Source organism: Streptomyces sp. NPDC012827 (assembly GCF_042900905.1).
In the GTDB taxonomy this organism is placed as follows: Bacteria; Actinomycetota; Actinomycetes; order Streptomycetales; family Streptomycetaceae; genus Streptomyces; species Streptomyces gulbargensis.
Genome location: NZ_JBIBBY010000007.1, coordinates 57,543 through 83,284, shown reverse-complemented (window position 1 = coordinate 83,284; position 25,742 = coordinate 57,543). Strand labels below are relative to the sequence as shown.

General features: G+C 71.6%; 26 protein-coding genes. 25 read left to right on the top strand and 1 reads right to left on the bottom strand.

Annotated features, from left to right (window positions below):
* Positions 1-2 precede the first annotated feature (2 nt).
* The 14 genes from ACFY60_RS17165 to nusB all read left to right on the top strand — a co-directional run bounded on the left by ACFY60_RS17165 (position 3) and on the right by nusB (position 13,280).
* Positions 3-359, top strand: a complete 357-nt coding sequence (locus ACFY60_RS17165) for a DUF6167 family protein (RefSeq protein WP_388612912.1) — start codon at positions 3-5, stop codon at positions 357-359.
* On the top strand, positions 359-3,028 hold the full coding sequence (gene alaS / locus ACFY60_RS17160; protein WP_388612914.1) for an alanine--tRNA ligase: 2,670 nt from the start codon (positions 359-361) through the stop codon (positions 3,026-3,028). Before ACFY60_RS17165 ends, alaS begins: the two co-directional genes overlap by 1 nt.
* Positions 3,028-3,492 (top strand): Holliday junction resolvase RuvX, encoded by a 465-nt coding sequence (ruvX, locus tag ACFY60_RS17155; RefSeq protein WP_309052922.1) that lies wholly within the window; start codon positions 3,028-3,030, stop codon positions 3,490-3,492. The genes alaS and ruvX overlap by 1 nt, the downstream gene beginning before the upstream one ends.
* A gap of 102 nt (positions 3,493-3,594) precedes the next feature.
* Positions 3,595-5,400: an endolytic transglycosylase MltG gene (mltG, locus tag ACFY60_RS17150; RefSeq protein ID WP_388612916.1), complete on the top strand. Its 1,806-nt coding sequence runs from the start codon at positions 3,595-3,597 to the stop codon at positions 5,398-5,400.
* The gene (locus ACFY60_RS17145; RefSeq protein WP_388612918.1) at positions 5,381-6,223 is read left to right on the top strand and encodes a shikimate dehydrogenase; all 843 of its coding nucleotides are present in this window, start codon (positions 5,381-5,383) and stop codon (positions 6,221-6,223) included. The genes mltG and ACFY60_RS17145 overlap by 20 nt, the downstream gene beginning before the upstream one ends.
* Positions 6,224-6,268: 45 nt before the next feature.
* On the top strand, positions 6,269-6,613 hold the full coding sequence (locus ACFY60_RS17140) for a hypothetical protein (RefSeq protein ID WP_388612920.1): 345 nt from the start codon (positions 6,269-6,271) through the stop codon (positions 6,611-6,613).
* Positions 6,610-7,794 (top strand): chorismate synthase, encoded by a 1,185-nt coding sequence (aroC, locus tag ACFY60_RS17135; RefSeq protein WP_388612921.1) that lies wholly within the window; start codon positions 6,610-6,612, stop codon positions 7,792-7,794. Before ACFY60_RS17140 ends, aroC begins: the two co-directional genes overlap by 4 nt.
* On the top strand, positions 7,791-8,312 hold the full coding sequence (locus ACFY60_RS17130) for a shikimate kinase (protein WP_345282188.1): 522 nt from the start codon (positions 7,791-7,793) through the stop codon (positions 8,310-8,312). The genes aroC and ACFY60_RS17130 overlap by 4 nt, the downstream gene beginning before the upstream one ends.
* Positions 8,309-9,406, top strand: coding sequence for a 3-dehydroquinate synthase (gene aroB, locus ACFY60_RS17125; RefSeq protein WP_388612923.1), 1,098 nt, complete (start codon positions 8,309-8,311; stop codon positions 9,404-9,406). The genes ACFY60_RS17130 and aroB overlap by 4 nt, the downstream gene beginning before the upstream one ends.
* Complete coding sequence (gene aroQ / locus ACFY60_RS17120) at positions 9,403-9,855, top strand: type II 3-dehydroquinate dehydratase (protein WP_309054294.1); 453 nt, start codon at positions 9,403-9,405, stop codon at positions 9,853-9,855. The genes aroB and aroQ overlap by 4 nt, the downstream gene beginning before the upstream one ends.
* Before the next feature lie 236 nt (positions 9,856-10,091).
* Positions 10,092-11,021: an AAA family ATPase gene (locus ACFY60_RS17115; RefSeq protein ID WP_388612925.1), complete on the top strand. Its 930-nt coding sequence runs from the start codon at positions 10,092-10,094 to the stop codon at positions 11,019-11,021.
* Between the two features lie 103 nt (positions 11,022-11,124).
* Positions 11,125-12,228, top strand: a complete 1,104-nt coding sequence (locus ACFY60_RS17110; protein ID WP_388613022.1) for a M24 family metallopeptidase — start codon at positions 11,125-11,127, stop codon at positions 12,226-12,228.
* A gap of 48 nt (positions 12,229-12,276) precedes the next feature.
* The gene (efp, locus tag ACFY60_RS17105) at positions 12,277-12,843 is read left to right on the top strand and encodes an elongation factor P (RefSeq protein ID WP_345282178.1); all 567 of its coding nucleotides are present in this window, start codon (positions 12,277-12,279) and stop codon (positions 12,841-12,843) included.
* A gap of 2 nt (positions 12,844-12,845) precedes the next feature.
* Positions 12,846-13,280: a transcription antitermination factor NusB gene (nusB, locus tag ACFY60_RS17100; RefSeq protein ID WP_388612927.1), complete on the top strand. Its 435-nt coding sequence runs from the start codon at positions 12,846-12,848 to the stop codon at positions 13,278-13,280.
* A gap of 181 nt (positions 13,281-13,461) precedes the next feature.
* Here nusB and bldD read toward each other — a convergent pair whose 3' ends face one another.
* Positions 13,462-13,962 carry a transcriptional regulator BldD gene (gene bldD / locus ACFY60_RS17095; protein WP_309050665.1) on the bottom strand — a complete coding sequence of 167 codons (501 nt, stop codon included), beginning with the start codon at positions 13,960-13,962 and terminating at the stop codon, positions 13,462-13,464.
* A gap of 245 nt (positions 13,963-14,207) precedes the next feature.
* On the opposite strand from bldD, the gene pyrR reads away from it, so the two are divergent.
* From pyrR to rpoZ, 11 genes are all read left to right on the top strand, one after another.
* Positions 14,208-14,771, top strand: coding sequence for a bifunctional pyr operon transcriptional regulator/uracil phosphoribosyltransferase PyrR (gene pyrR / locus ACFY60_RS17090; RefSeq protein ID WP_388612930.1), 564 nt, complete (start codon positions 14,208-14,210; stop codon positions 14,769-14,771).
* Between the two features lie 86 nt (positions 14,772-14,857).
* Positions 14,858-15,841, top strand: coding sequence for an aspartate carbamoyltransferase catalytic subunit (locus ACFY60_RS17085; RefSeq protein ID WP_388612932.1), 984 nt, complete (start codon positions 14,858-14,860; stop codon positions 15,839-15,841).
* 2 nt (positions 15,842-15,843) lie between these two features.
* A complete protein-coding gene (locus tag ACFY60_RS17080; protein ID WP_388612934.1) occupies positions 15,844-17,130 on the top strand; it encodes a dihydroorotase in 1,287 nt (428 codons plus the stop codon).
* Positions 17,127-17,714, top strand: coding sequence for a hypothetical protein (locus ACFY60_RS17075; RefSeq protein ID WP_388612936.1), 588 nt, complete (start codon positions 17,127-17,129; stop codon positions 17,712-17,714). The genes ACFY60_RS17080 and ACFY60_RS17075 overlap by 4 nt, the downstream gene beginning before the upstream one ends.
* Positions 17,711-18,850, top strand: a complete 1,140-nt coding sequence (gene carA, locus ACFY60_RS17070; protein WP_388612938.1) for a glutamine-hydrolyzing carbamoyl-phosphate synthase small subunit — start codon at positions 17,711-17,713, stop codon at positions 18,848-18,850. Before ACFY60_RS17075 ends, carA begins: the two co-directional genes overlap by 4 nt.
* The gene (gene carB, locus ACFY60_RS17065; protein WP_388612940.1) at positions 18,843-22,151 is read left to right on the top strand and encodes a carbamoyl-phosphate synthase large subunit; all 3,309 of its coding nucleotides are present in this window, start codon (positions 18,843-18,845) and stop codon (positions 22,149-22,151) included. Before carA ends, carB begins: the two co-directional genes overlap by 8 nt.
* Positions 22,152-22,220: 69 nt before the next feature.
* The gene (locus ACFY60_RS17060; RefSeq protein ID WP_388613024.1) at positions 22,221-23,330 is read left to right on the top strand and encodes a quinone-dependent dihydroorotate dehydrogenase; all 1,110 of its coding nucleotides are present in this window, start codon (positions 22,221-22,223) and stop codon (positions 23,328-23,330) included.
* Positions 23,327-24,163 carry an orotidine-5'-phosphate decarboxylase gene (pyrF, locus tag ACFY60_RS17055; RefSeq protein WP_388612942.1) on the top strand — a complete coding sequence of 279 codons (837 nt, stop codon included), beginning with the start codon at positions 23,327-23,329 and terminating at the stop codon, positions 24,161-24,163. Before ACFY60_RS17060 ends, pyrF begins: the two co-directional genes overlap by 4 nt.
* 300 nt (positions 24,164-24,463) lie before the next feature.
* Positions 24,464-24,787 (top strand): integration host factor, encoded by a 324-nt coding sequence (locus tag ACFY60_RS17050; protein WP_026246651.1) that lies wholly within the window; start codon positions 24,464-24,466, stop codon positions 24,785-24,787.
* Between the two features lie 72 nt (positions 24,788-24,859).
* Positions 24,860-25,423: a guanylate kinase gene (gmk, locus tag ACFY60_RS17045; protein WP_388612943.1), complete on the top strand. Its 564-nt coding sequence runs from the start codon at positions 24,860-24,862 to the stop codon at positions 25,421-25,423.
* A gap of 28 nt (positions 25,424-25,451) precedes the next feature.
* Complete coding sequence (gene rpoZ, locus ACFY60_RS17040) at positions 25,452-25,724, top strand: DNA-directed RNA polymerase subunit omega (protein ID WP_005319902.1); 273 nt, start codon at positions 25,452-25,454, stop codon at positions 25,722-25,724.
* Positions 25,725-25,742 lie beyond the last annotated feature (18 nt).

The following is a 25,742-nucleotide window of genomic DNA, read 5'->3' as shown; positions in this document are numbered from 1 at the left end:
CGATGTTCCGCCGCACGTTCTGGTTCACGGCCGGCGCAGCCGCCGGCGTCTGGGCCACCACCAAGGTCAACCGCAAGCTCCGGCAGCTGACGCCCGAGAGCCTCGCCGCACAGGCCGCGGACAAGGCGATCGAGACCGGCCACCGGCTCAAGGAATTCGCCCTCGACGTGCGGGCCGGCATGGTCCAGCGCGAGGCGGAGCTGGGCGAGGCGCTCGGCCTGGACGCGCCGCCGCCCGAGGACGGGGAGCTGCCGGAGGGGCGCCGCCGGGCCGCCCTCGGCGCGACCCGGCCCCCGCACACCACGTACACGTATCCCGTACTGCCCACGCATTCGAACAACCGGAATGAGGACCACTGATGGAGTCGGCTGAAATCCGCCGCCGCTGGCTGAGCTTCTTCGAGGAGCGCGGGCACACCGTCGTCCCTTCGGCGTCGCTCATCGCGGACGACCCGACTCTGCTGCTCGTCCCCGCCGGCATGGTGCCCTTCAAGCCCTACTTCCTGGGCGAGGTCAAGCCGCCCTTCACGCGCGCCTCCAGCGTGCAGAAGTGCGTGCGCACGCCGGACATCGAGGAGGTCGGGAAGACCACCCGGCACGGCACCTTCTTCCAGATGTGCGGCAACTTCTCCTTCGGCGACTACTTCAAGGAAGGCGCCATCAAGCTCGCCTGGGAGCTGCTGACCACCCCGGTCGAGCACGGCGGCTACGGGCTGGAGCCGGAGAGGCTCTGGATCACCGTCTACCAGGACGACGACGAGGCCGAGCAGATCTGGCGTGACGTCGTCGGCGTCCCCGCCGAGCGGATCCAGCGCCTGGGCAAGAAGGACAACTTCTGGTCCATGGGCGTTCCCGGCCCCTGTGGCCCCTGCTCCGAGATCAACTACGACCGCGGCCCGGAGTTCGGCGTCGAGGGCGGCCCGGCCGTCAACGACGAGCGGTACGTCGAGATCTGGAACCTCGTCTTCATGCAGTACGAGCGGGGCCGGGGCATCGGCAAGGAGGACTTCGAGATCCTCGGCGACCTGCCGTCCAAGAACATCGACACGGGCCTCGGCCTGGAGCGCCTGGCGATGATCCTCCAGGGCGTGCAGAACATGTACGAGACCGACACCCTCAAGGTCGTCATCGACAAGGCCACCGAGCTCACCGGCGTCACCTATGGCAAGGCCCAGGACAGCGACGTCTCGCTGCGCGTGGTCGCCGACCACATGCGCACCTCCGTGATGCTCATCGGCGACGGCGTCACCCCCGGCAACGAGGGCCGCGGCTACGTGCTGCGCCGCATCATGCGCCGCGCCGTCCGCAACATGCGCCTGCTCGGCGCCACCGGCCCGGTCGTCGGCGACCTCGTCGACACCGTGATCACCACGATGGGCGAGCAGTACCCGGAGCTGGTCACCGACCGCAAGCGCATCGAGGCCGTCGCCCTCGCCGAGGAGGCCGCGTTCCTCAAGGCCCTCAAGGGCGGCACCAACATCCTCGACACCGCCGTCACCGAGACCAAGGCCGCCGGCGGCAGCGTCCTCTCCGGCGACAAGGCGTTCCTGCTCCACGACACCTGGGGCTTCCCGATCGACCTCACCCTGGAGATGGCCGCCGAGCAGGGCCTGTCCGTGGACGAGGACGGCTTCCGGCGCCTGATGAAGGAGCAGCGGGAACGCGCCAAGGCCGACGCCCAGGCCAAGAAGACCGGTCACGCCGACGTCACCTCGTACCGCGAGATCGCCGACACCGCCGGCGCCACCGAGTTCACCGGCTACACCAACACCGAGGGCGAGACCACCGTCGTCGGCCTGCTGGTCAACGGTGTCCCGTCGCCGGCCGCCAGCGAGGGCGACGAGGTCGAGGTCGTCCTCGACCGCACCCCGTTCTACGCCGAGGGCGGCGGCCAGATCGCCGACCAGGGCCGCATCAAGCTGCACTCCGGCGCCGTCATCGAGGTCCGCGACGTGCAGCAGCCGGTCCCCGGCGTCTCCGTGCACAAGGGTTCGGTGCAGGTCGGCGAGGTGACCGTGGGCGCCACCGCCTACGCCGCCATCGACGTGCGCCGCCGCCGGGCCATCGCCCGCGCCCACTCGGCCACCCACCTGACCCACCAGGCGCTGCGCGACGCCCTCGGCCCGACGGCCGCCCAGGCCGGTTCCGAGAACCAGCCCGGCCGCTTCCGCTTCGACTTCGGTTCCCCGAACGCCGTCCCCGGCACGGTCCTCATGGACGTCGAGCAGAAGATCAACGAGGTGCTCGCCCGCGAGCTGGACGTGCACGCCGAGGTCATGCCGATCGACGAGGCCAAGCGCCAGGGCGCCATCGCCGAGTTCGGCGAGAAGTACGGCGAGAAGGTCCGCGTCGTCACCATCGGGGACTTCTCCAAGGAGCTGTGCGGCGGTACGCACGTCCACAACACCGCCCAGCTGGGCCTGGTGAAGCTCCTCGGCGAGTCCTCCATCGGCTCCGGCGTGCGCCGCATCGAGGCCCTCGTCGGCGTCGACGCGTACAACTTCCTCGCCAAGGAGCACACGGTCGTCGCCCAGCTCCAGGAGCTGGTCAAGGGCCGCCCCGAGGAGCTGCCGGAGAAGATCTCCACCATGCTCGGCAAGCTGAAGGACGCCGAGAAGGAGATCGAGAAGTTCCGCGCGGAGAAGGTCCTCCAGGCCGCCGCCGGCCTGGTCGAGTCCGCCAAGGACATCCGCGGCGTCGCCCTGGTCACCGGCCAGGTGCCGGACGGCACCGGCGCCGACGACCTGCGCAAGCTGGTCCTGGACGTCCGCGGCCGCATCTCCTCCGACCGGCCGGCCGTCGTGGCCCTCTTCACCACGGCGAACGGCAAGCCGCTCACGGTCATCGCCACCAACGAGGCCGCCCGCGAGCGCGGTCTCAAGGCCGGCGAGCTGGTCCGCACGGCCGCCAAGACCCTCGGCGGCGGTGGCGGCGGCAAGCCGGACGTCGCCCAGGGCGGCGGCCAGAACCCGGAGGCCGTCGGCGAGGCCATCGCCGCCGTCGAGCGCCTCGTGGTGGAAACGGCCTGATGCGACGAGGACGACGACTCGCCGTCGACGTCGGGGACGCCCGGATCGGGGTCGCCTCGTGCGACCCCGACGGGGTCCTGGCCACGCCGGTGGAGACCGTGCCGGGACGTGACGTCCCGGCCGCCCACCGGCGGCTCCGCCGGCTCGTCGAGGAGTACGAACCGATCGAGGTCGTCGTGGGCCTGCCCCGCTCGCTCAGCGGGCGGGAGGGCCCGGCCGCGGCCAAGGTCCGTGCCTTCGCCCGCGAGATGGCCAAGGGCATCGCCCCGGTGCCGGTCCGGCTGGTGGACGAGCGGATGACGACGGTGAGCGCGACCCACGGACTGCGCGCCTCCGGAGTGAAGGCGAAGAAGGGGCGCTCCGTCATCGACCAGGCCGCCGCTGTGATCATCCTGCAGAACGCTCTTGAGTCCGAACGGGTATCAGGTAATCCGCCCGGTGAGGGCGTCGAAGTGGTCATCTGATCGCGATACGGTAACGTTCCGCGCGATGCGGCGGTGTTCGAACAGCTGCCGCACTACGTAGAGGCGGATCGTCCGGAAGCCTCGCGGCTGTTTTGGGGATCGATGACTGAGTATGGCCGGAGCCCCGGCTCCGAACCGTGGCACCCCACGGACCCCTTGTACGGGGACCAGGGGTGGGAGGGCCAGCAGCAGTACCACCCGCACCCGCAGCAGTCGACGCAGTACGGCCACGGGGACCAGGGCTACCCGCAGCAGGGGTACCAGGATCCGTACGCGCAGCCGGACGGCGGGCAGGGCTACGCGCCGGACCCGTACCAGCAGCAACACCAGCACCAGCCGGTGGACGAGCAGCAGTCCCACGCGCATCAGCAGCAGCACCACTTGCACCAGCAGGCGCAGCACGAACAGTACGCGCCGCAGGGTTACGACGACCAGCGGCAGTACGAGCAGCCGGGATACCCGGGCGGCGGTTACGACACGCCCGGGGACCCCGGACGCCAGTACGACGGCACCTGGGAGACCGGCCAGGCCGCCATGCCGTACACCGCGCCCCCGGCCGACCCGTACGGCGGCCAGGACCCCGACCTCTACGGCACCCCCGAGGCCTACCCGCCCCCGCAGCCCCCCGGTCGGCGGCAGGAACCGCCGACGCGGGAGCACGGCCGGGAGGCGGAGGACGATCGTCACTCCGGACCGGAGGAGGAACGTCACCCCTTCTTCACCGGCGAGGACGACGACCCCGACGAGGCCCACGCGACCGAAAGCGCGGGCCGTGGCGGTCGCGGCTCGCGCGGCGACGACCGTGAGCGCCGCAACAAGGCCAAGAAGCGCAAGGGCAAGAACGGCTTCGCCTGCCTGGTCGTCGCGGCGGTCCTCGTCGGCGGCGTCGGCGGCATCGGCTACTTCGGCTACCAGTTCTGGCAGGGCCAGTTCGGCGAGGCCCCCGATTACACGGGCTCGGGCACCGGCGAGGTCCAGGTCGAGATCCCCAAGGGCGCCGGCGGCTACGACATCGGCAACATCCTCAAGAAGGAGGGTGTGGTCAAGAGCGTCGACGCCTTCGTCTCGGCGCAGCAGCGCCACCCCAAAGGCCTCACCATCCAGGCCGGCGTCTACACGCTGAAGAAGGAGATGTCCGCCGAGAGCGCGGTCGACCTCATGCTCAACGCGGCCAGCCAGGCCAACCTGATCATTCCCGAGGGCAAGCGCAACGCCTGGGTGTACGAGCGGCTGGACCAGCGCCTCGACCTCGAACCGGGCACCACCAGGGAGATCGCCCTCACCAAGGCGGACTCGCTCGGCCTGCCCGACTGGGCCAAGGGGCACCAGAACGTCAAGGACCCCCTGGAAGGCTTCCTCTTCCCGGCCAGCTACCCGGTCGCGAAGAGCAGCAAGCCCGAGGACGCGCTCCGCAAGATGGTGAGCCGCGCCAACCAGGAGTACGCCAAGCTCGACCTGGAGACGAAGTCCCGGGAGCTCGGCATGAAGAGTCCGTGGGACCTGGTGACCGTCGCGAGCCTCGTGCAGGCCGAGGGCAAGACGCACGACGACTTCCGCAAGATGGCCGAGGTCGTCTACAACCGCCTCCAGCCCGACAACCGGGAGACCTACCAGCTCCTCCAGTTCGACTCCACGCTGAACTACCTCAAGGGCCAGTCCGAGATCAAGATCTCGGAGAAGGAAGCCAACACCAACACCGACCCGTACAACACCTACAAGCACAAGGGTCTGCCGCCCGGCCCCATCGGCAACCCGGGCAACGAGGCACTCGCCGCCATGCTCGACCCCACGAAGGACGGCTGGATCTACTTCGTGGCCACGGACGGCATGAACAAGACCGAGTTCGCCAAGACGCACGCCGAATTCCTGATCCTGAAGGACAAGTTCAATGCCAGCACGAACCAGTGAGACGCGCCGCCGCGCGGCCGTCCTCGGTTCGCCGATCGCCCACTCGCTCTCCCCGGTCCTCCACCGGGCCGCGTACGAGGCGCTCGGCCTGGGGGACTGGTCCTACGACCGCTTCGAGGTGGACGAGGCGGCACTGCCCGGCTTCGTCGCCGAGCTCGACGACACCTGGGCCGGCCTCTCGCTGACCATGCCGCTCAAGCGGGCGATCATCCCGCTCCTGGACGGGATCAGCGACACGGCGGCCTCCGTGGAGGCGGTCAACACGGTGGTGTTCCGTGCGGACGGGCGCACGGTCGGTGACAACACAGACATCCCCGGCATGATCGCCGCCCTGCGCGAGCGGGGCGTCGAGAAGGTGGAGTCGGCGGCCGTCCTCGGCGCCGGCGCCACCGCCTCCTCCGCCCTCGCCGCGCTGGCCCGCGTCTGCGCGGGCCCCGTCACGGCCTACGTACGGAGCGAGGCCCGCGCCGAGGAGATGCGCGGCTGGGGCGAGCGCCTCGGCGTGGAGGTCCGTACGGCCGACTGGGAACGCGCGGCCGAGGCCTTCACCGCGCCGCTGGTCGTCGCGACCACCCCGGCCGGCACCACCAACGCCCTCGCCGGGGAGGTGCCCGACCGGGTGGGCACCCTTTTCGACGTCCTGTACGACCCGTGGCCGACACCGCTGGCCGCCGCTTGGACCGAGCGCGGCGGCAAGGTGGTCGGCGGCCTCGACCTCCTGGTCCACCAGGCGGTCCTCCAGGTCGAACAGATGACGGGCGTCCCGCGCGCGCCGCTCGCCGCGATGCGCGCGGCGGGGGAGCGGGCACTGGCCGCCCGCTGACGGGCGGCGGCACGAAAGCGAAGGACTTGGGGGGACACAGGGGACATGGGCGAGGACATGGTGCTGGCGTCGAAGTGGGACGCGGGCCTCGATCTGGCGCGTTTTCTGTACGTGGGGTTCTTCAGCGACGTTCCGGCCTGGGCGCGCTGGACCGTCCTCGCCCTCGGCTGCGGGGCCCTCGCCTACGGAGCCGTGCGGTCCCGCAGGGCCCGTTCGGCCGGCTCGGTCGACCCCGCCCCGGCCGAACCGGAAGCTGAGACGCGCGTCCGACAGCTGGACCGGGACCAAGGGGACGCCCCGGACGTGGGAGGATCTGAGGTGGCGGGCCAGGGCCGCGCACCCGGCCGCGCCGTCGCAGTGCCCAGGCGCGAGCATGAGGAGCATCGTTGAGCAGGTTGCGTTGGCTGACCGCTGGGGAATCCCACGGACCCGCGCTGGTCGCGACCCTTGAGGGTCTTCCCGCCGGTGTCCCGGTCACCACTGAGCTGGTGGCCGACCACCTCGCGCGGCGGCGCCTCGGATATGGGCGCGGCGCCCGGATGAAGTTCGAGCAGGACGAGATCACCTTCCTCGGCGGCGTCCGGCACGGCCTCTCCCTCGGCTCCCCGATCGCCGTCATGGTCGGCAACACCGAGTGGCCCAAGTGGGAGAAGGTCATGTCGGCCGACCCGGTCGACCCGTCGGAGCTCAAGGAGACCGGCCGCAACGCGCCGCTCACCCGCCCCCGCCCCGGCCACGCCGACCTCGCCGGCATGCAGAAGTACGGCTTCGACGAGGCCCGGCCGATCCTGGAGCGCGCCAGCGCCCGGGAGACCGCCGCCCGCGTCGCCCTCGGCGCCGTCGCCCGCTCCTTCCTCAAGGAGGCCGCCGGCATCGAGATCGTCAGCCACGTCGTGGAGCTGGCCGCCGCCAAGGCCCCCTACGGCGTGTACCCGACCCCCGCCGACGTCGAGAAGCTCGACGCCGACCCGGTCCGCTGCCTCGACGCCGACGCGAGCAAGGCGATGGTCGCGGAGATCGACCAGGCCCACAAGGACGGCGACACCCTCGGCGGCGTCGTCGAGGTCCTGGCCTACGGCGTCCCCGTCGGCCTCGGTTCCCACGTCCACTGGGACCGCCGCCTCGACGCCCGGCTCGCCGCCGCGCTCATGGGCATCCAGGCCATCAAGGGCGTCGAGGTCGGCGACGGCTTCGACCTCGCCCGCGTACCCGGATCGAAGGCCCACGACGAGATCGTGCGGACCGACGAGGGCATCCGGCGCACCTCCGGCCGCTCCGGCGGCACCGAGGGCGGCCTGTCCACCGGCGAGCTGCTGCGCGTGCGCGCCGCGATGAAGCCCATCGCGACCGTCCCCCGCGCCCTCGCCACCGTCGACGTCGCCACCGGCGAGGCCGCCGCCGCCCACCACCAGCGCTCCGACGTCTGCGCCGTCCCGGCCGCGGGCATCGTCGCCGAGGCCATGGTCGCCCTGGTCCTCGCCGACGCCGTGCTGGAGAAGTTCGGCGGCGACTCGGTCCCCGAGACCCGCCGCAACGTCCGGTCGTACCTCGACCACCTGCACATCCGGTGACCGGCGGGCCGCTGGTCGTCCTCGTCGGGCCCATGGGCTCCGGCAAGTCCACGGTGGGCGCGCTCCTCGCCGAACGGCTCGGCGCGCCCTACCGGGACACCGACGCCGACATCGTCGCCGCCGAGGGCCGGGAGATCTCCGACATCTTCGTCGAGGACGGCGAGGAACACTTCCGCGCCCTGGAGCGGGCCGCCGTCGCCGCGGCGCTCGCCGAGCACGAGGGCGTCCTCGCCCTCGGCGGTGGCGCGGTCCTGGACGCCGGGACCCGGGCCCTGCTGGCCGGGCTGCCCGTCGCGTACCTCTCCATGGACGTCGAGGAGGCCGTACGCCGGGTGGGGCTCAACACCGCCCGGCCGCTGCTCGCCGTCAACCCGCGCCGACAGTGGCGCGAGCTGATGGAGGCCCGCCGCCACCTGTACACCGAAGTCGCCCGGGTCGTCGTCGCCACCGACGAGCGGACCCCCGAGGAGGTCGCGGACGCGGTCCTCTCGGCACTGGAACTGAAGAAGGACGCATGACCACGGAGCAGGACGTCACCCGCATCCACGTCGCGGGCAGCGCGGGCACCGACCCGTACGAGGTGCTGGTCGGCCGGCAGCTGCTCGGCGAGCTCCCCACCCTCATCGGGGACCGGGCCAGGCGGGTCGCCGTGATCCACCCGGAGGCCCTGGCCGAGACCGGCGAGGCGCTCCGCCAGGACCTCGCCGACCAGGGGTACGAGGCCGTCGCCATCCAGGTGCCCAACGCCGAGGAGGCGAAGACCGCCGAGGTCGCCGCCTACTGCTGGAAGGCGCTCGGCCAGACCGGCTTCACCCGCACCGACGTCATCGTGGGCGTCGGCGGCGGCGCCACCACCGACCTGGCCGGCTTCGTCGCCGCGACCTGGCTGCGGGGCGTGCGCTGGGTCGCCGTACCGACCACGGTCCTCGGCATGGTCGACGCGGCGGTCGGCGGCAAGACCGGCATCAACACCGCCGAGGGCAAGAACCTCGTCGGCTCCTTCCACCCGCCGGCCGGTGTGCTGTGCGACCTGGCCGCCCTCGACTCGCTGCCGGTCCACGACTACGTCAGCGGGCTCGCCGAGATCATCAAGGCCGGTTTCATCGCCGACCCGGTGATCCTGGACCTGATCGAGCAGGACCCGCAGGCCGCCCGGACCCCCGCGGGACCGCACACGGCGGAGCTGATCGTCCGCTCCGTCAAGGTCAAGGCGGAGGTCGTCTCGGGCGACCTCAAGGAGTCCGGCCGCCGCGAGATCCTCAACTACGGCCACACCCTCGCCCACGCCATCGAGAAGAACGAACGGTACAAGTGGCGCCACGGCGCCGCCGTCTCCGTGGGCATGGTCTTCGCCGCCGAGCTCGGCCGGCTCGCCGGACGCCTGGACGACGCCACCGCCGACCGGCACCGCAGCGTCCTGGAGTCCGTCGGCCTGCCGCTCACCTACCGCGGCGACCAGTGGCCCAAGCTCCTGGAGACCATGAAGGTGGACAAGAAGTCCCGCGGGGACCTGCTGCGCTTCATCGTGCTCGACGGGCTCGGCAAGCCGTCCGTCCTCGAAGGACCCGACCCGGCCGTCCTCGTCGCGGCGTACGGCGAGGTGTCCGCGTGAGCGAGCCGGGACGCCGGCGCGTCCTCGTCCTGAACGGCCCGAACCTGGGCCGGCTCGGCTCGCGGGAGCCGGACATCTACGGCGCCACCTCCTACAAGGGGCTGGTCGAGTCCTGCCGGAACCTCGGCGCGGAGCTGGGCTTCGACGTCGAGGTCCGGGAGACGAACGACGAGGGCGAGATGATCCGCTGGCTCCACGAGGCGGCGGACGGCTCGATCCCGGTCGTCCTCAACCCGGGGGCGTTCACGCACTACTCGTACGGCATGCGCGACGCCGCCGCCCAGCGCACCGCGCCCCTGATCGAGGTCCACATCTCCAACCCGTACGCCCGCGAGGAGTTCCGCCACACCTCGGTCGTCGCGGCCGTCGCCACCGGCACCGTCGCGGGCTTCGGGGTCGGCTCCTACCGGCTCGCGCTGCGGGCCCTCGCCGAGGAACTGTCCGCCTGAGGGATGGAGGGGGCGGGTCCGGGCAAAGAGGTGGGGGGACGCGAACCCCGCGCCGCGGAGGGTGCGGGACCGACCGTGTCCGGCACGGCGCTCGTGGGACCGGGCGCGGAGCCGGGCACTCCGGGCGGGACCCGGCCGTTCCCCTCGCGGGGGGCCGGGGCGGTAACGTTCCGCCGTCCCCGCGCGAACGCCGGGACACCGAAGAACAGCAGTCGTACGGGACGGAGTGCCACCGGATGCAGCACGCAGTGGGGGGCCCGCTGCCACCGCCCGAGCGGTCGGGCCGGGCACCCGACCCCGTGAACGGGCCCGGTGGGTCCTTGGACGGCCGGCCTCCCGTCCCCCCGCCGCCGCCCTCGGCCCCCGCCCGTCCCGGCTCCCGCCTCGGCGTGCACCGCGCCGTCCAGGCCGGTGCCCCCGGGGCGCCTCACCCGGCCGCGCCGCCGGCGCCTCAGGGCGCACCGGTCTGGGGCGTCCCCGGGGCCGTACCGCAGCCGCCGGCCGCGCCTCCCTCCGCGTCGCCGCACCGGGCCGAGCCCACCGGCCACGTCCCGCTGCCGCCCGTCGCGCCCCTCGCGCCGCCCGCCGAACCCGGGGGCGGTACCGGTACCGCGACCCTCGCCGTCCTGCTGATCGGCCCGGCGGGCGCGGGCAAGACGACCGTGGCCCGCCACTGGGCCCAGCGACGGCGGGTGCCGACCGCGCACATCAGCCTGGACGACGTCCGCGAATGGGTCTGCTCCGGATTCGCCGACCCGCAGTCCGGATGGAACGAGAACTCCGAGGCGCAGTACCGGCTCGCCCGCCGCACCTGCGGTTTCGCCGCCCGGAACTTCCTCGCCAACGGCATCTCCTGCATCCTCGACGACGCCGTCTTCCCCGACCGCCCCGTCGTCGGCCTCGGCGGCTGGAAGCGGCACGTCGGCCCCGGACTGCTGCCCGTGGTCCTCCTGCCCGGCCTGGAGATCGTCCTGGAGCGCAACGCCGAGCGCAGCGGCAACCGGCGCCTCTCGGACGAGGAGGTCGCCGCCATCCACGGCCGGATGGCCGGCTGGTACGGCTCGGGCCTGCCGATCATCGACAACTCCACGTACGACGTGGAGACCACGGCCCGCGTCCTCGACGAGGTCCTCGCCCGTGCGATAGCGAGCCCGCCCGCCTGGTGACCGGCGTCCGCCCCGGGGTGGGTCCGGGGCGGCCCCGCCCCGGTCGGCCGCGCAGAACAGGCCGGAGCGCGCCGGGGCTCGTACGCTCGAAAACATGTCAGAGGTGTATGCGGACCGCCGTGTACGGCTGCGCGACCGGAGCGCGGCCGCGGGCAGCCCGGCGGCCCTGGTCTCCCGCCCCGCCAACGTCCGCTATCTCACGGGCGCCGCGCCCCCCGGAGCCGTGCTCCTCGTCGGGCCGGAGCCCGGCACGGACGTCCTGCTCCGCCCCACCGCGCCCGGCGCCGAACCGGCGGACGGACGCCTCGACGAACACCTGCGCCAGCAGGTCCTCCCCGCCGGTGGCGGCGACCCGGCGGTCCTCGCCGTGGACCTCGCCCGCCGGGCCGGAGCCGACGCGCTCGCCGTCGAGGAGCACGACCTCACCGTCGCCCGCCACCGGGCGATGGGCTCCGTCACCCCGCGTCTGCCGCTGACCGACCTCGCCTGCGCCGTCGAACAGCTCAGGATCGTCAAGGACGAGGACGAGATCGCCTGCCTCAGGATCGCCGCCGAGATCGCCGACCAGGCCCTCGGCGAACTCCTCGAATCGATCCTGGTCGGCAGGACCGAGCGCCACCTCGCCCTGGAGCTGGAGCGGCGGCTCGTCGACCACGGCGCCGACGGGGCCGCCTTCCCCACCTCCGTCGCGGCGGGCCCGCACTCCGGCCGCCGGGGCCACCGGCCCACCGACCGGCGCGTCGAGGAGGGCGACTTCCTCTCCGTCTGCCTCGGCGCCGACTACCGCGGCTACCGCTGCGAGATCGGCCGCACCTTCGTCATCGGGACCACCCCCGCGGACTGGCAGATCGAGCTGTACGAGCTGGTCTTCGCCGCTCAGCGGGCGGGCCGGGAGTCCCTCGCCCCCGGCGCCGGATACCGCGACGTGGACCGCGCCGCCCGGCAGATCCTGGACGCGGCGGGCCATGCCGAGACCGCCGTTCCCCTCACCGGGCACGGTGTGGGGCTCGAAATCGACGAGGACCCGCAATTGTCCCCGTCGGCCATGGGTAAACTGGACGCTTGTGTGCCGGTCACCGTCGAACCGGGGGTCCACCTCCCGGGCCGGGGCGGAGTCCGGATCGATGACACGCTCGTCGTGCGCCAGGAGGCGGACGGCGGACCCGAGCTACTCACCATCACGACCAAGGAGCTGCTCGCGCTGTAGGGCGCGTACGCCTCCGGGGTCCACGTCAGTCCAGGAGATTCCGCAACCGTGGCTTCCACGAACGACCTCAAGAACGGCATGGTGCTCAAGCTCGAAGGCGGCCAGCTCTGGTCCGTCGTCGAGTTCCAGCACGTCAAGCCCGGCAAGGGCCCGGCCTTCGTGCGCACCAAGCTCAAGAACGTGCTGTCCGGCAAGGTCGTCGACAAGACCTTCAACGCGGGCGTGAAGGTCGACACGGCCACCATCGACCGCCGCGAGATGCAGTTCTCCTACATGGACGGCGAGTACTTCGTCTTCATGGACATGGAGACCTACGACCAGCTGATGGTCGACCGCAAGGCCGTCGGCGACGCCGCCAACTTCCTGATCGAGGGCTTCACCGCCCAGGTCGCCCAGCACGAGGGCGAGGTGCTCTACGTCGAGCTGCCGGCCGCGGTCGAGCTGACCGTCGCCGAGACCGAGCCGGGCGTCCAGGGCGACCGCTCCACCGGTGGCACCAAGCCCGCCACCCTGGAGACCGGTCACCAGATCCAGGTCCCCCTCTTCATCACCACCGGTGAGAAGATCAAGGTCGACACCCGCACCAGTGACTACCTCGGCCGGGTGAACAGCTAACCGTGGCCGCCCGGAGCAAGGCCCGCAGGCGGGCCTTCCAGATCCTGTTCGAGGCCGACCAGCGCGGCGCCTCCGTGCAGGAAGTCCTCGCGGACCAGGTCCGGCACCACCGGGCCGACGACCGCCAGCCGCCGGTGAACGACTTCACCATGCAGCTGGTCGAGGGATACGCCCAGCACATCGACCGGATCGACGAGCTGATCGCGACCTACGCGGTGGACTGGGACCTCGACCGGATGCCGGTCGCCGACCGGAACATCGTGCGCCTCGGCGCGTACGAGCTCCTCTGGGAGGACGGCACGCCGGACGCGGTCGCGATCGACGAGGCGGTGCAGCTCGCCAAGGAGTTCTCCACGGACGAGTCGCCGACCTTCGTCAACGGCCTCCTCGCGCGTTTCAAGGACTTGAAGCCGCGCCTGCGCCGGGACGACGCCTAGGTCGTCTCCGGAACGTACGCGAAGGGGCCCGCAGCATCCTGTGCTGCGGGCCCCTTCGCGTACCGCCGTCCGGGTGAGGGGACGGGAACGGACGGACGAAAAGCGCCGGGCCCGTGGACGTCGATCGACGCCCACGGGCCCGGCGGCACGTTTCTGCTGGACGGCCGCGGCCTCGCCGCGGTCAGTTGTCCTCGTGGGCGACCGCGCGGCGCGCGTCCGCGTCCAGCACGCCCCAGCTGATCAGCTGGTCGGTGAGGACCGAGGGGGACTGGTCGTAGATGACGGCCAGGGTGCGCAGGTCGTCCTGGCGGATCGACAGCACCTTGCCGTTGTAGTCGCCGCGCTGCGACTGGATCGTCGCCGCGTAGCGCTGGAGCGGGCCGGCCTTCTCCGCGGGGACGTGCGCGAGCCGCTCCAGGTCCAGGACCAGCTTCGGCGGGGGCTCGGCGGCACCGCCGGGGGTCGTGCCCGGCAGCAGCTCCTGCACCGGCACCCCGTAGAAGTCCGCCAGCTCCGCCAGACGCTGCACGGTCACCGCGCGGTCGCCACGCTCGTACGAGCCGACCACGACGGCCTTCCAGCGGCCCTGGGACTTCTCCTCCACCCCGTGGAGCGAAAGACCCTGCTGGGTGCGGATGGCGCGGAGTTTGGCCCCGAGCTGCTTTGCGTATTCGCTGGACATAACGCTCCCGGACGCTGTGACGACATGCGGCTGCGCCGCGCGGCTGGTAACTCACTGTGAGGTTACGCAGCGTTACTCTTTCCCGTCAAGCCGAATGGTCCGTACCGACCCCCCGCGAGGGACGGTGCCCGGTGTGGCGCCTGGGGCGTGGACAGGGGGACCGTTCGGCCCTGGTAGAGTGGACGGCGCAATTCCGACGTCCTTTAAGGTCCGTCCCGTGAGGCGGAGAAGGAGGTCCGTTTCACATGGACGCACAGCAGCAGACCGGTGCGGCACGGCCCGTTCTCGAGGCCCCCGACATCGCGCGGGTCCTGACCCGTATCGCCCACGAGATCGTCGAGCGCGCCAAGGGCGCCGACGACGTGGTGCTCCTCGGCATTCCCACCCGCGGCGTCTTCCTCGCCCGGCGGCTCGCCGACAAGCTCGAATCGATCACCGGCACCAAGATCCCGGTCGGCTCCCTCGACATCACCATGTACCGGGACGACCTGCGGATGAAGCCCGCCCGCGCCATCGGCCGCACCGAGATCCCCGGCGAGGGCGTCGACGGCCGTCTCGTCGTCCTCGTCGACGACGTCCTCTTCTCGGGGCGCACCATCCGCGCCGCGCTCGACGCCCTCGGCGACATCGGCCGCCCGCGCGCCGTCCAGCTCGCGGTCCTCGTCGACCGCGGCCACCGCGAACTCCCGATCCGCGCCGACTACGTCGGCAAGAACCTCCCCACGTCGCTGCGGGAGACGGTCAAGGTGCAGCTCTCCGAGGAGGACGGCCGCGACACCGTGCTGCTCGGTTCGCAGCCCGCCTCCTGAACCGGACCGGCTTCCCCACGGGGCCGGGGCCCATCCCTGCGCCCCGGCATGCCCTCATACCTCCCGACACCGGAGAGACACCCCCGATGATGCGTCACCTCATCTCGGCCGCCGACCTCACCCGCGACGACGCCGTCCTCATCCTCGACACCGCCGAGGAGATGGCCCGGGTGGGCGACCGGCCGATCAAGAAGCTGCCGACCCTGCGCGGCCGGACGATCTGCAACCTCTTCTTCGAGGACTCCACGCGGACCCGGATCTCCTTCGAGGCCGCCGAGAAGCGCCTCTCCGCCGACGTGATCAACTTCGCCGCCAAGGGGTCCAGCGTCTCCAAGGGCGAGTCCCTGAAGGACACCGCGCAGACCCTGGAGGCCATGGGGGTCGACGCCGTCGTCATCCGGCACAGCGCCTCCGGCGCCCCCTACCGGCTCGCCACCTCCGGCTGGATCGACGCCCCCGTCATCAACGCGGGCGACGGCACCCACCAGCACCCCACCCAGGCCCTCCTGGACGCCTTCACCATGCGCCGCCGCCTCGTCGGCCGCGACGCGGGCCTCGGCCGGGACCTCGCCGGCAAGCGCATCACCCTGGTCGGCGACATCCTGCACAGCCGCGTCGCCCGCTCCAACGTCGACCTGCTGCACACCCTCGGCGCCGAGGTCACCCTGGTGGCCCCGCCCACCCTCGTCCCCGTCGGCGTCGAGACCTGGCCCTGCGAGATCAGCTACGACCTCGACAGCGTGCTGCCCAAGTCCGACGCGGTCATGATGCTCCGGGTGCAGCGCGAGCGGATGAACGCCGCCTTCTTCCCCACCGAGCGCGAGTACTCGCGCCGCTACGGCCTCGACGGCGACCGCATGGCGAAGATGCCCGAGCACGCCGTCGTCATGCACCCCGGTCCCATGGTCCGCGGCATGGAGATCACCGCCGAGGTCGCCGACTCCGACCGCTGCACGGTCGTCGAGCAGGTCGCCAACGGCGTCTCCATCCGCATGGCCGTCCTCTACCTGCTGCTCGGTGGCTCCGAGCCCGCCCCCACCACCCCCGCCCGTACCGAGGAGAGCAAGTGACCATGAGCAAGATCCTGATCCGCGGTGCGCAGATCCTGGGCGGTGAGCCGCAGGACGTCCTGATCGACGGCGAGACCATCGAGGCCGTGGGCACCGGCCTGTCCGCCGAGGGCGCCGAGGTGATCGAGGCCGCCGGCCGGATCCTGCTGCCCGGCCTGGTCGACCTCCACACCCACCTGCGCGAGCCCGGCCGCGAGGACTCCGAGACCGTCCTCACCGGCACCCGCGCCGCGGCCTCCGGCGGCTACACCGCCGTCTTCGCCATGGCCAACACCTTCCCCGTCGCCGACACCGCCGGCGTCGTCGAGCAGGTCTGGCGCCTCGGCCGGCAGTCCGGCTACTGCGACGTGCAGCCCATCGGCGCCGTCACCGTCGGCCTGGAGGGCAAGAAGCTCGCCGAGCTCGGCGCCATGCACGACTCCGCCGCCGGCGTCACCGTCTTCTCCGACGACGGCAAGTGCGTCGACGACGCGGTCATCATGCGCCGCGCCCTGGAGTACGTGAAGGCCTTCGGCGGCGTCGTCGCCCAGCACGCCCAGGAGCCGCGCCTCACCGAGGGCGCCCAGATGAACGAGGGCATCGTCTCCGCCGAGCTCGGTCTCGGCGGCTGGCCGGCCGTCGCCGAGGAGTCGATCATCGCGCGCGACGTCCTCCTCGCCGAGCACGTCGGCTCCCGCGTCCACATCTGCCACCTCTCCACCGCCGGCTCCGTCGAGATCGTCCGCTGGGCCAAGTCCCGCGGCATCGACGTCACCGCCGAGGTCACCCCGCACCACCTCCTCCTCACGGACGAGCTGGTCCGCACGTACAACCCGGTCTACAAGGTCAACCCGCCGCTGCGCACCGAGCGTGACGTGCTCGCCCTGCGCGAGGCCCTCGCCGACGGCACCATCGACATCGTCGCCACCGACCACGCCCCGCACCCGCACGAGGACAAGGACTGCGAGTGGGCCGCCGCCGCCATGGGCATGGTCGGCCTGGAGACCGCCCTCTCCGTCGTCCAGCGGACGATGGTGGAGACCGGTCTGCTCGACTGGGCGGGCGTCGCCGACCGCATGTCCTTCGCCCCCGCCCGCATCGGCCGGGCCCGCGGCCACGGCCGGCCCGTCTCGGCTGGTGAGCCCGCGAACCTCACGCTGGTCGATCCGGCATACCGTGGTGTCGTGGACCCCGCGGGCTTCGCCTCCCGCAGCCGCAACACCCCCTACGAGGGCCGCGAGCTGCCGGGACGCGTCACCCACACCTTCCTGCGGGGCCGGGCAACGCTCGTGGACGGGAAGCTGGCGTGACACCACTCATCACCCTCGCCGCACAGACTGCGGAGACCGCCGAACAGAAGTCGGCGGAGGTGACCGACTGGGCCGCGCGGCTCGGCTGGGTCGCCGGACTGCTGCTCTTCATCGCCTTCGTCTACTGGCTCATGCGCCAGGGATGGAAGTGGCGCGGCAGCCTCCAGTCGGACCTGCCGCCGCTCCCCGCGCTGCCGGAGAGCCCCGGCGAGGCGACACTGACCCTCAGCGGGCGCTACCACGGCTCCACGACCGCCGGACAGTGGCTCGACCGGATCGTGGCCCACGGACTGGGCACCCGCAGCCGGGCCGAGCTCACGCTCACCGACGCCGGGATCTCGGTCGTGCGCCCCGGGGCGTCCGACTTCCTCATCCCCGCCGCCGCCCTGCGCGAGGCCCGCCTCGACAAGGGCATCGCCGGCAAGGTCCTCGCCGAGGGCGGGCTCCTGATCGTCACCTGGGAGCACGGCGGGAAGCTGCTCGACTCCGGTTTCCGCTCCGACCGGGCGGCCGAGCACACCGCCTGGGTCGAGGCCCTCAACTCCATGAACCCCGTAAGCACGACGGAAGGCATCGCACGATGACGACCTCCACCAGGGGAACCAGGGTTCCCGCCGTACTCGTCCTGGAGGACGGCCGCATCTTCCGCGGCCGCGCCTACGGGGCCGTGGGGGAGACCTTCGGCGAGGCCGTGTTCTCCACCGGCATGTCCGGCTACCAGGAGACCCTCACCGACCCGTCGTACCACCGCCAGGTCGTGGTCATGACCGCCCCGCACGTCGGCAACACCGGCGTCAACGACGAGGACCCCGAGTCCGGCCGCATCTGGGTCTCGGGCTACGTCGTCCGCGACCCCGCCCGCGTCCCCTCCAACTGGCGCGCCACCCGCACCCTCGACGAGGAGCTGGAGCGCCAGGGCGTCGTCGGCATCTCCGGCGTGGACACCCGCGCCCTCACCCGCCACCTGCGCGAGCGCGGCGCCATGCGCGTCGGCATCTTCTCCGGCGACGCCGTGCGCGGCGACGGGGAACTGCTCGCCCAGGTCCAGGCACAGCCCCAGATGAAGGGCGCCGACCTCTCCGCCGAGGTCGCCACCAAGGAGGCGTACGTCGTCCCCGCGATCGGTGAGAAGAAGTTCACCGTCGCCGCCGTCGACCTCGGCATCAAGGGCATGACCCCGCACCGGATGGCCGAGCGCGGCATCGAGGTCCACGTGCTGCCCGCCACCGCCACCGCCGAGGACGTCTACGCCGTGGAGCCCGACGGCGTGTTCTTCTCCAACGGCCCCGGCGACCCGGCGACCGCCGACGGCCCCGTCGCCCTCATGCAGGAGGTCCTGCGCCGAGAGACCCCCCTCTTCGGCATCTGCTTCGGCAACCAGATCCTCGGCCGCGCGCTCGGCTTCGGCACCTACAAGCTGAAGTACGGCCACCGGGGCATCAACCAGCCCGTCCAGGACCGCACCACCGGCAAGGTCGAGGTCACCGCGCACAACCACGGCTTCGCCGTCGACGCGCCCCTCGACACGGTCTCCGACACCCCCTTCGGGCGCGCCGAGGTCTCCCACGTGTGCCTGAACGACAACGTCGTGGAAGGCCTGCGGCTGCTCGACCGGCCCGCCTTCTCCGTCCAGTACCACCCTGAGGCGGCCGCCGGCCCGCACGACGCCGCGTACCTCTTCGACCGCTTCGTATCCCTGATGGAGGCCGAGCGTGCCTAAGCGCACCGATATCCAGTCCGTCCTGGTCATCGGCTCCGGCCCGATCGTCATCGGCCAGGCCGCCGAGTTCGACTACTCCGGCACCCAGGCGTGCCGCGTCCTCAAGGCCGAGGGCCTGCGGGTCATCCTGGTCAACTCCAACCCGGCGACGATCATGACCGACCCGGAGATCGCCGACGCCACCTACGTCGAGCCGATCACCCCCGAGTTCGTCGAGAAGATCATCGCCAAGGAGCGCCCCGACGCCCTCCTGCCGACCCTCGGCGGCCAGACCGCGCTCAACACCGCGATCTCCATGCACGAGCAGGGCGTCCTGGAGAAGTACGGCGTCGAGCTCATCGGCGCCAACGTGGAGGCCATCCACAAGGGCGAGGACCGCGACCTCTTCAAGGGCGTCGTCGAGGCCGTCAAGGCCAAGATCGGTTACGGCGAATCCGCCCGCTCGGTCATCTGCCACTCCATGGACGACGTCCTCAAGGGCGTCGAGACCCTCGGCGGCTACCCCGTCGTCGTCCGCCCCTCCTTCACCATGGGCGGCGCCGGCTCCGGCTTCGCCCACGACGAGGAGGAGCTGCGCCGCATCGCCGGCCAGGGCCTCACGCTCTCCCCGACCACCGAGGTGCTCCTGGAGGAGTCCATCCTCGGCTGGAAGGAGTACGAGCTGGAGCTGATGCGCGACAAGAACGACAACGTCGTGGTCGTCTGCTCCATCGAGAACTTCGACCCGATGGGCGTCCACACCGGCGACTCCATCACCGTCGCCCCGGCGATGACCCTCACCGACCGCGAGTACCAGCGGCTGCGTGACATCGGCATCGCGATCATCCGCGAGGTCGGCGTCGACACCGGCGGCTGCAACATCCAGTTCGCGGTCAACCCCGCCGACGGCCGGATCATCGTCATCGAGATGAACCCGCGCGTCTCCCGCTCCTCCGCGCTCGCCTCCAAGGCCACCGGCTTCCCGATCGCCAAGATCGCCGCCAAGCTGGCCGTCGGCTACACGCTGGACGAGATCCCGAACGACATCACGGAGAAGACCCCGGCGTCGTTCGAGCCCACCCTCGACTACGTCGTCGTCAAGGCTCCCCGCTTCGCCTTCGAGAAGTTCCCCTCCGCCGACTCCACGCTGACCACGACCATGAAGTCGGTCGGCGAGGCCATGGCGATCGGCCGCAACTTCACCGAGGCGCTCCAGAAGGCCCTGCGCTCCCTGGAGAAGAAGGGCTCCCAGTTCGCCTTCACCGGCGAGCCCGGCGACAAGGCCGAGCTGCTGCGCGACGCGGTCCGGCCGACCGACGGCCGCATCAACACGGTGATGCAGGCCATCCGGGCCGGCGCCACGCCCGAGGAGGTCTTCGAGGCCACGAAGATCGACCCGTGGTTCGTCGACCAGCTGTTCCTCATCAAGGAGATCGCCGACGAGCTGGCCGCCGCCGAGAAGCTCGGCCCCGAGCTGCTCTCCGAGGCCAAGCGCCACGGCTTCTCCGACGCCCAGATCGCGGAGATCCGCGGCCTGCGCGAGGACGTCGTCCGTGAGGTCCGGCACGCCCTCGGCGTCCGCCCGGTCTACAAGACGGTCGACACCTGCGCCGCCGAGTTCGCCGCGAAGACCCCGTACTTCTACTCGTCCTACGACGAGGAGAGCGAGGTCGCGCCGCGCGAGAAGCCCGCCGTGATCATCCTCGGCTCCGGCCCGAACCGCATCGGCCAGGGCATCGAGTTCGACTACTCCTGCGTCCACGCCTCCTTCGCCCTGAGCGACGCGGGCTACGAGACCGTGATGGTCAACTGCAACCCCGAGACCGTCTCCACCGACTACGACACCTCCGACCGGCTCTACTTCGAGCCGCTCACCCTGGAGGACGTCCTGGAGATCGTCCACGCCGAGTCCCTCGCGGGCCCGATCGCCGGCGTCGTCGTCCAGCTCGGCGGCCAGACCCCGCTCGGCCTCTCGCAGGCCCTCAAGGACAACGGCGTCCCCGTCGTCGGCACCTCCCCGGAGGCCATCCACGCCGCCGAGGACCGCGGCGCCTTCGGCCGGGTCCTCGCCGAGGCCGGCCTGCCCGCCCCCAAGCACGGCACCGCGACCACCTTCGCCGGCGCCAAGGCCATCGCCGACGAGATCGGCTACCCCGTGCTCGTGCGTCCCTCGTACGTGCTCGGCGGGCGCGGCATGGAGATCGTGTACGACGAGGCCCGTCTGGAGTCGTACATCGCGGAGTCCACCGAGATCAGCCCCACCCGGCCGGTCCTGGTGGACCGCTTCCTCGACGACGCCATCGAGATCGACGTCGACGCGCTCTACGACGGCGAGGAGCTCTACCTCGGCGGCGTCATGGAGCACATCGAAGAGGCCGGCATCCACTCCGGCGACTCGGCCTGCGCCCTGCCCCCGATCACCCTCGGCGGCCACGACATCAAGCGCCTGCGCGCCTCCACCGAGGCCATCGCCAAGGGCGTCGGCGTCCGCGGTCTGATCAACATCCAGTTCGCCATGGCCGGCGACATCCTGTACGTCCTGGAGGCCAACCCGCGCGCCTCCCGGACCGTGCCCTTCACCTCGAAGGCCACCGCCGTGCCGCTCGCGAAGGCCGCCGCCCGCATCTCGCTGGGCGCCACCATCGCCGAGCTGCGCGCCGAGGGCCTGCTGCCGAGGAACGGCGACGGCGGCACCCTGCCGCTCGACGCGCCGATCTCCGTCAAGGAGGCCGTGATGCCGTGGTCGCGCTTCCGCGACGTGCACGGCCGCGGCGTCGACACCGTCCTCGGCCCGGAGATGCGCTCCACCGGCGAGGTCATGGGCATCGACGCGGTCTTCGGCACGGCCTACGCCAAGTCGCAGGCCGGCGCCTACGGCCCGCTGCCCACCAAGGGCCGCGCGTTCATCTCCGTCGCCAACCGCGACAAGCGCTCGATGATCTTCCCGGCCCGCGAGCTCGTCGCCCACGGCTTCGAGCTGCTCGCCACCTCCGGCACCGCCGAGGTCCTCAAGCGCAACGGCATCAACGCCACCGTCGTGCGCAAGCTCAGCGAGGGCGAGGGCCCGGGCGGTGAGAAGACCATCGTCCAGCTCATCCACGACGGCCAGGTCGACCTGATCGTCAACACCCCGTACGGCACCGGCGGCCGCCTCGACGGCTACGAGATCCGTACCGCGGCGGTCTCGCGCGGCGTCCCGTGCCTCACCACGGTCCAGGCGCTCGCCGCGGCCGTCCAGGGCATCGACGCCCTCAACCACGGTGACGTGGGCGTCCGCTCGCTCCAGGAGCACGCGGAGCACCTGACCGCGGCCCGCGACTAGCAGCCCGTACGAGGAGGGGGACACCGGCAGACCTGCGGTGTCCCCCTCGTCATGACCTGGAGCGACCCCATGTACAAGTTCTTCTTCGACCTCGTCTTCAAGCGCATGGACCCCGAGAAGGCCCACCACCTGGCCTTCCGCTGGATCCGGCTCGCCGCCCGCACCCCGGTGCTGCGCACCTTCGCCGCCGCCGCGCTCGCCCCCCGGTACAAGGAGCTGCGCACCGAGGCCCTGGGGCTGCGCATGCACGGCCCCTTCGGCCTCGCCGCCGGCTTCGACAAGAACGCCGTCGCCATCGACGGCATGGCCATGCTCGGCTTCGACCACGTCGAGATCGGCACGGTCACCGGCGAGCCCCAGCCCGGCAACCCCCGCAAGCGCCTGTTCCGGCTCGTCCAGGACCGCGCCCTGATCAACCGCATGGGCTTCAACAACGACGGCTCGGCCGCCGTCGCCGCCCGCCTCGCCGCCCGCCGGCCCGTCTTCCGGACCGTCGTCGGCGTCAACATCGGCAAGACCAAGGTCGTGCCCGAGACGGAGGCCACCGCCGACTACGTGAAGTCCGCCGAGCGGCTGGCCCGCCACGCCGACTACCTCGTCGTCAACGTCTCCTCCCCGAACACCCCCGGCCTGCGCAACCTCCAGGCCACCGAATCCCTGCGCCCCCTGCTCACCGCGGTGCGCGAGGCGGCCGACCGCACGGTCACCGACCGCCGGGTCCCGCTCCTCGTCAAGATCGCCCCCGACCTCGCCGACGAGGACGTGGACGCCGTCGCCGACCTGGCCCTGGAACTCGGCCTCGACGGCATCATCGCCACCAACACCACCATCGCCCGTGAGGGCCTCGGCCTGACGTCGGACCCGGCCCTCGTCCAGGAGACCGGCGGCCTCTCCGGCGCCCCGGTGAAGGCCCGCTCCCTGGAGGTCCTGCGCCGCCTGTACGCCCGCGTGGGCGACCGGATGGTCCTCGTCGGCGTCGGCGGCATCGAGAACGCCGAGGACGCCTGGCAGCGCATCCTCGCCGGTGCCACGCTGATCCAGGGCTACAGCGCCTTCATCTACGAGGGCCCCTTCTACGCCCGCGCGATCCACAAGGGCCTCGCCGCGCGCCTCGCCGCCTCCCCGTACGCCACCCTCGCCGAGGCCGTCGGCGCCGACACCCGAAAGGCCACCGCATGACCCTCTCGTTCGGTACCCGTCTGCGCGCCGCCATGGACGAGCGCGGCCCCCTCTGCGTCGGCATCGACCCGCACGCCGCCCTGCTGGACTCCTGGGGCCTCGCGGACGACGTGGCGGGTCTGGAGCGCTTCACCTTCACCGTGGTGGAGGCCCTGGCCGGCACCGTGGCCGTCTTCAAGCCCCAGTGCGCCTTCTTCGAGCGCTTCGGCTCGCGCGGCATCGCCGTCCTGGAACGGGCCGTCGCGGACCTGCGGGAAGCCGGCGGCCTGGTCGTCATGGACGCCAAGCGCGGGGACATCGGCTCCACCATGGCCGCCTACGCGGAGACCTTCCTGCGCAAGGACGCGCCCCTCTTCTCCGACGCGCTCACGGTCTCCCCGTACCTCGGCTACGGCTCCCTGAAGCCGGCCGTGGACCTGGCCCGCGAGTCCGGCGCCGGACTCTTCGTCCTGGCCCTCACCTCCAACCCGGAGGGGGCCGAGGTCCAGCGGGCCGTGCGCGAGGACGGCCGGACGATCGGCGCGACGATGCTCGCCCACCTGGCGGAGGAGAACGCGGGGGAGACCCCGATGGGTTCCTTCGGCGCGGTCGTCGGCGCGACCCTGGGCGACCTGTCCTCCGTCGACCTGGACATCAACGGCCCCCTCCTCGCCCCGGGCATCGGCGCGCAGGGAGCCACTCCCGCGGATCTCCCGGCCGTCTTCGGCGCCGCCGTCCGCAACGTCGTCCCGAACGTCAGCCGGGGCGTCCTGCGGCACGGTCCCGACGCCGCCGCGCTGCGCGCCTCCGCCGAGCGGTACGCGGACGAGATCCGGGCCGCCGTCGGCGCCTGATCCGGGTCCCGAGGCAATTCCGCAGGTCGGAGCGGATCGGCGGCGCCGGGGTGGTCCGTCTCACTCCTGGACGAAAAGTTGGCTCAAAACCCGGTCGTTATGCCTGGAAAGTCCTGGTCGGTCGATGCTGACCAGGACTTTTCCGCTGTTCTCGCTGACTGGAGCGGTCTCGGCCGCTAGTCTCCGGAGCAGAGCGGGCGTTCAACGGGCACTGCGTTGATCGTTGCTCCACTGGTGTGGGGGCGACTAGGTTCCTCACCGGTCCGTATCCGACAGTTCGACATCCGAGGTGACGTAGGCGTGGCTCTTCCGCCCCTTACCCCTGAACAGCGCGCAGCCGCGCTCGAAAAGGCCGCCGCGGCTCGCCGGGAGCGGGCCGAGGTCAAGAATCGACTCAAGCACTCCGGCGCCTCCCTCCACGAGGTCATCAAGCAGGGCCAGGAGAACGACGTCATCGGCAAGATGAAGGTCTCCGCGCTCCTTGAGTCCCTGCCGGGCGTGGGCAAGGTCCGCGCCAAGCAGATCATGGAGCGGCTCGGCATCTCCGAGAGCCGCCGTGTCCGAGGTCTCGGCTCCAACCAGATCGCCTCCCTGGAGCGCGAGTTCGGCAGCACCGGCGCCTGACCTTTCGGTACATTTCCGGCACCGGGCGTCCTTGCTGCGCGAGCGGGGGCGAACCACTGGAATAATCGCTGCATGGCAGCAGAGGCACGTCCGCGACTGACCGTGCTCTCCGGCCCCTCCGGGGTCGGCAAGAGCACGGTCGTCGCTCATATGCGCAAGGTCCACCCCGAGGTCTGGCTCTCGGTGTCGGCCACGACACGGAAGCCCCGCCCGGGCGAGCAGCACGGCGTCCAGTACTTCTTCGTCACGGACGACGAGTTCGACAAGCTGGTCGCCAACGGTGAGCTCCTCGAATGGGCCGAGTTCGCGGGCAACCGCTACGGCACCCCCCGCCGTGCGGTCCTCGACCGCCTGGAGGCCGGCGAGCCCGTCCTCCTGGAGATCGACCTCCAGGGCGCCCGCCAGGTCAAGGAGTCCATGACCGACTCCCAGCTGGTCTTCCTCGCTCCGCCGAGCTGGGAGGAGCTGGTCCGCCGGCTGACCGGCCGCGGCACCGAGTCGCCCGAGGTCATCGAGCGCCGACTGGCCGCCGCCAAGGTCGAACTGGCCGCCGAGGCGGAGTTCGACACCACCCTCGTCAACACCTCCGTCGAGGACGTGGCGCGCGAGCTGCTAACGTTGATGCACGTAGTCTGATCTTTTATCCATCTTCGGAAGGTAGAGCGTGTCCTCTTCCATCACCGCGCCCGAGGGCATCATCAACCCGCCGATCGACGAGCTGCTCGAGGCCACGGACTCGAAGTACAGCCTCGTGATCTACGCGGCCAAGCGCGCGCGTCAGATCAACGCGTACTACTCGCAGCTCGGTGAGGGCCTGCTGGAGTACGTGGGCCCCCTCGTCGACACCCACGTCCACGAGAAGCCGCTCTCGATCGCCCTGCGCGAGATCAACGCGGGCCTGCTGACGTCCGAGGCCATCGAGGGTCCGGCTCAGTAAGCGCGTCACGTTCGTCAT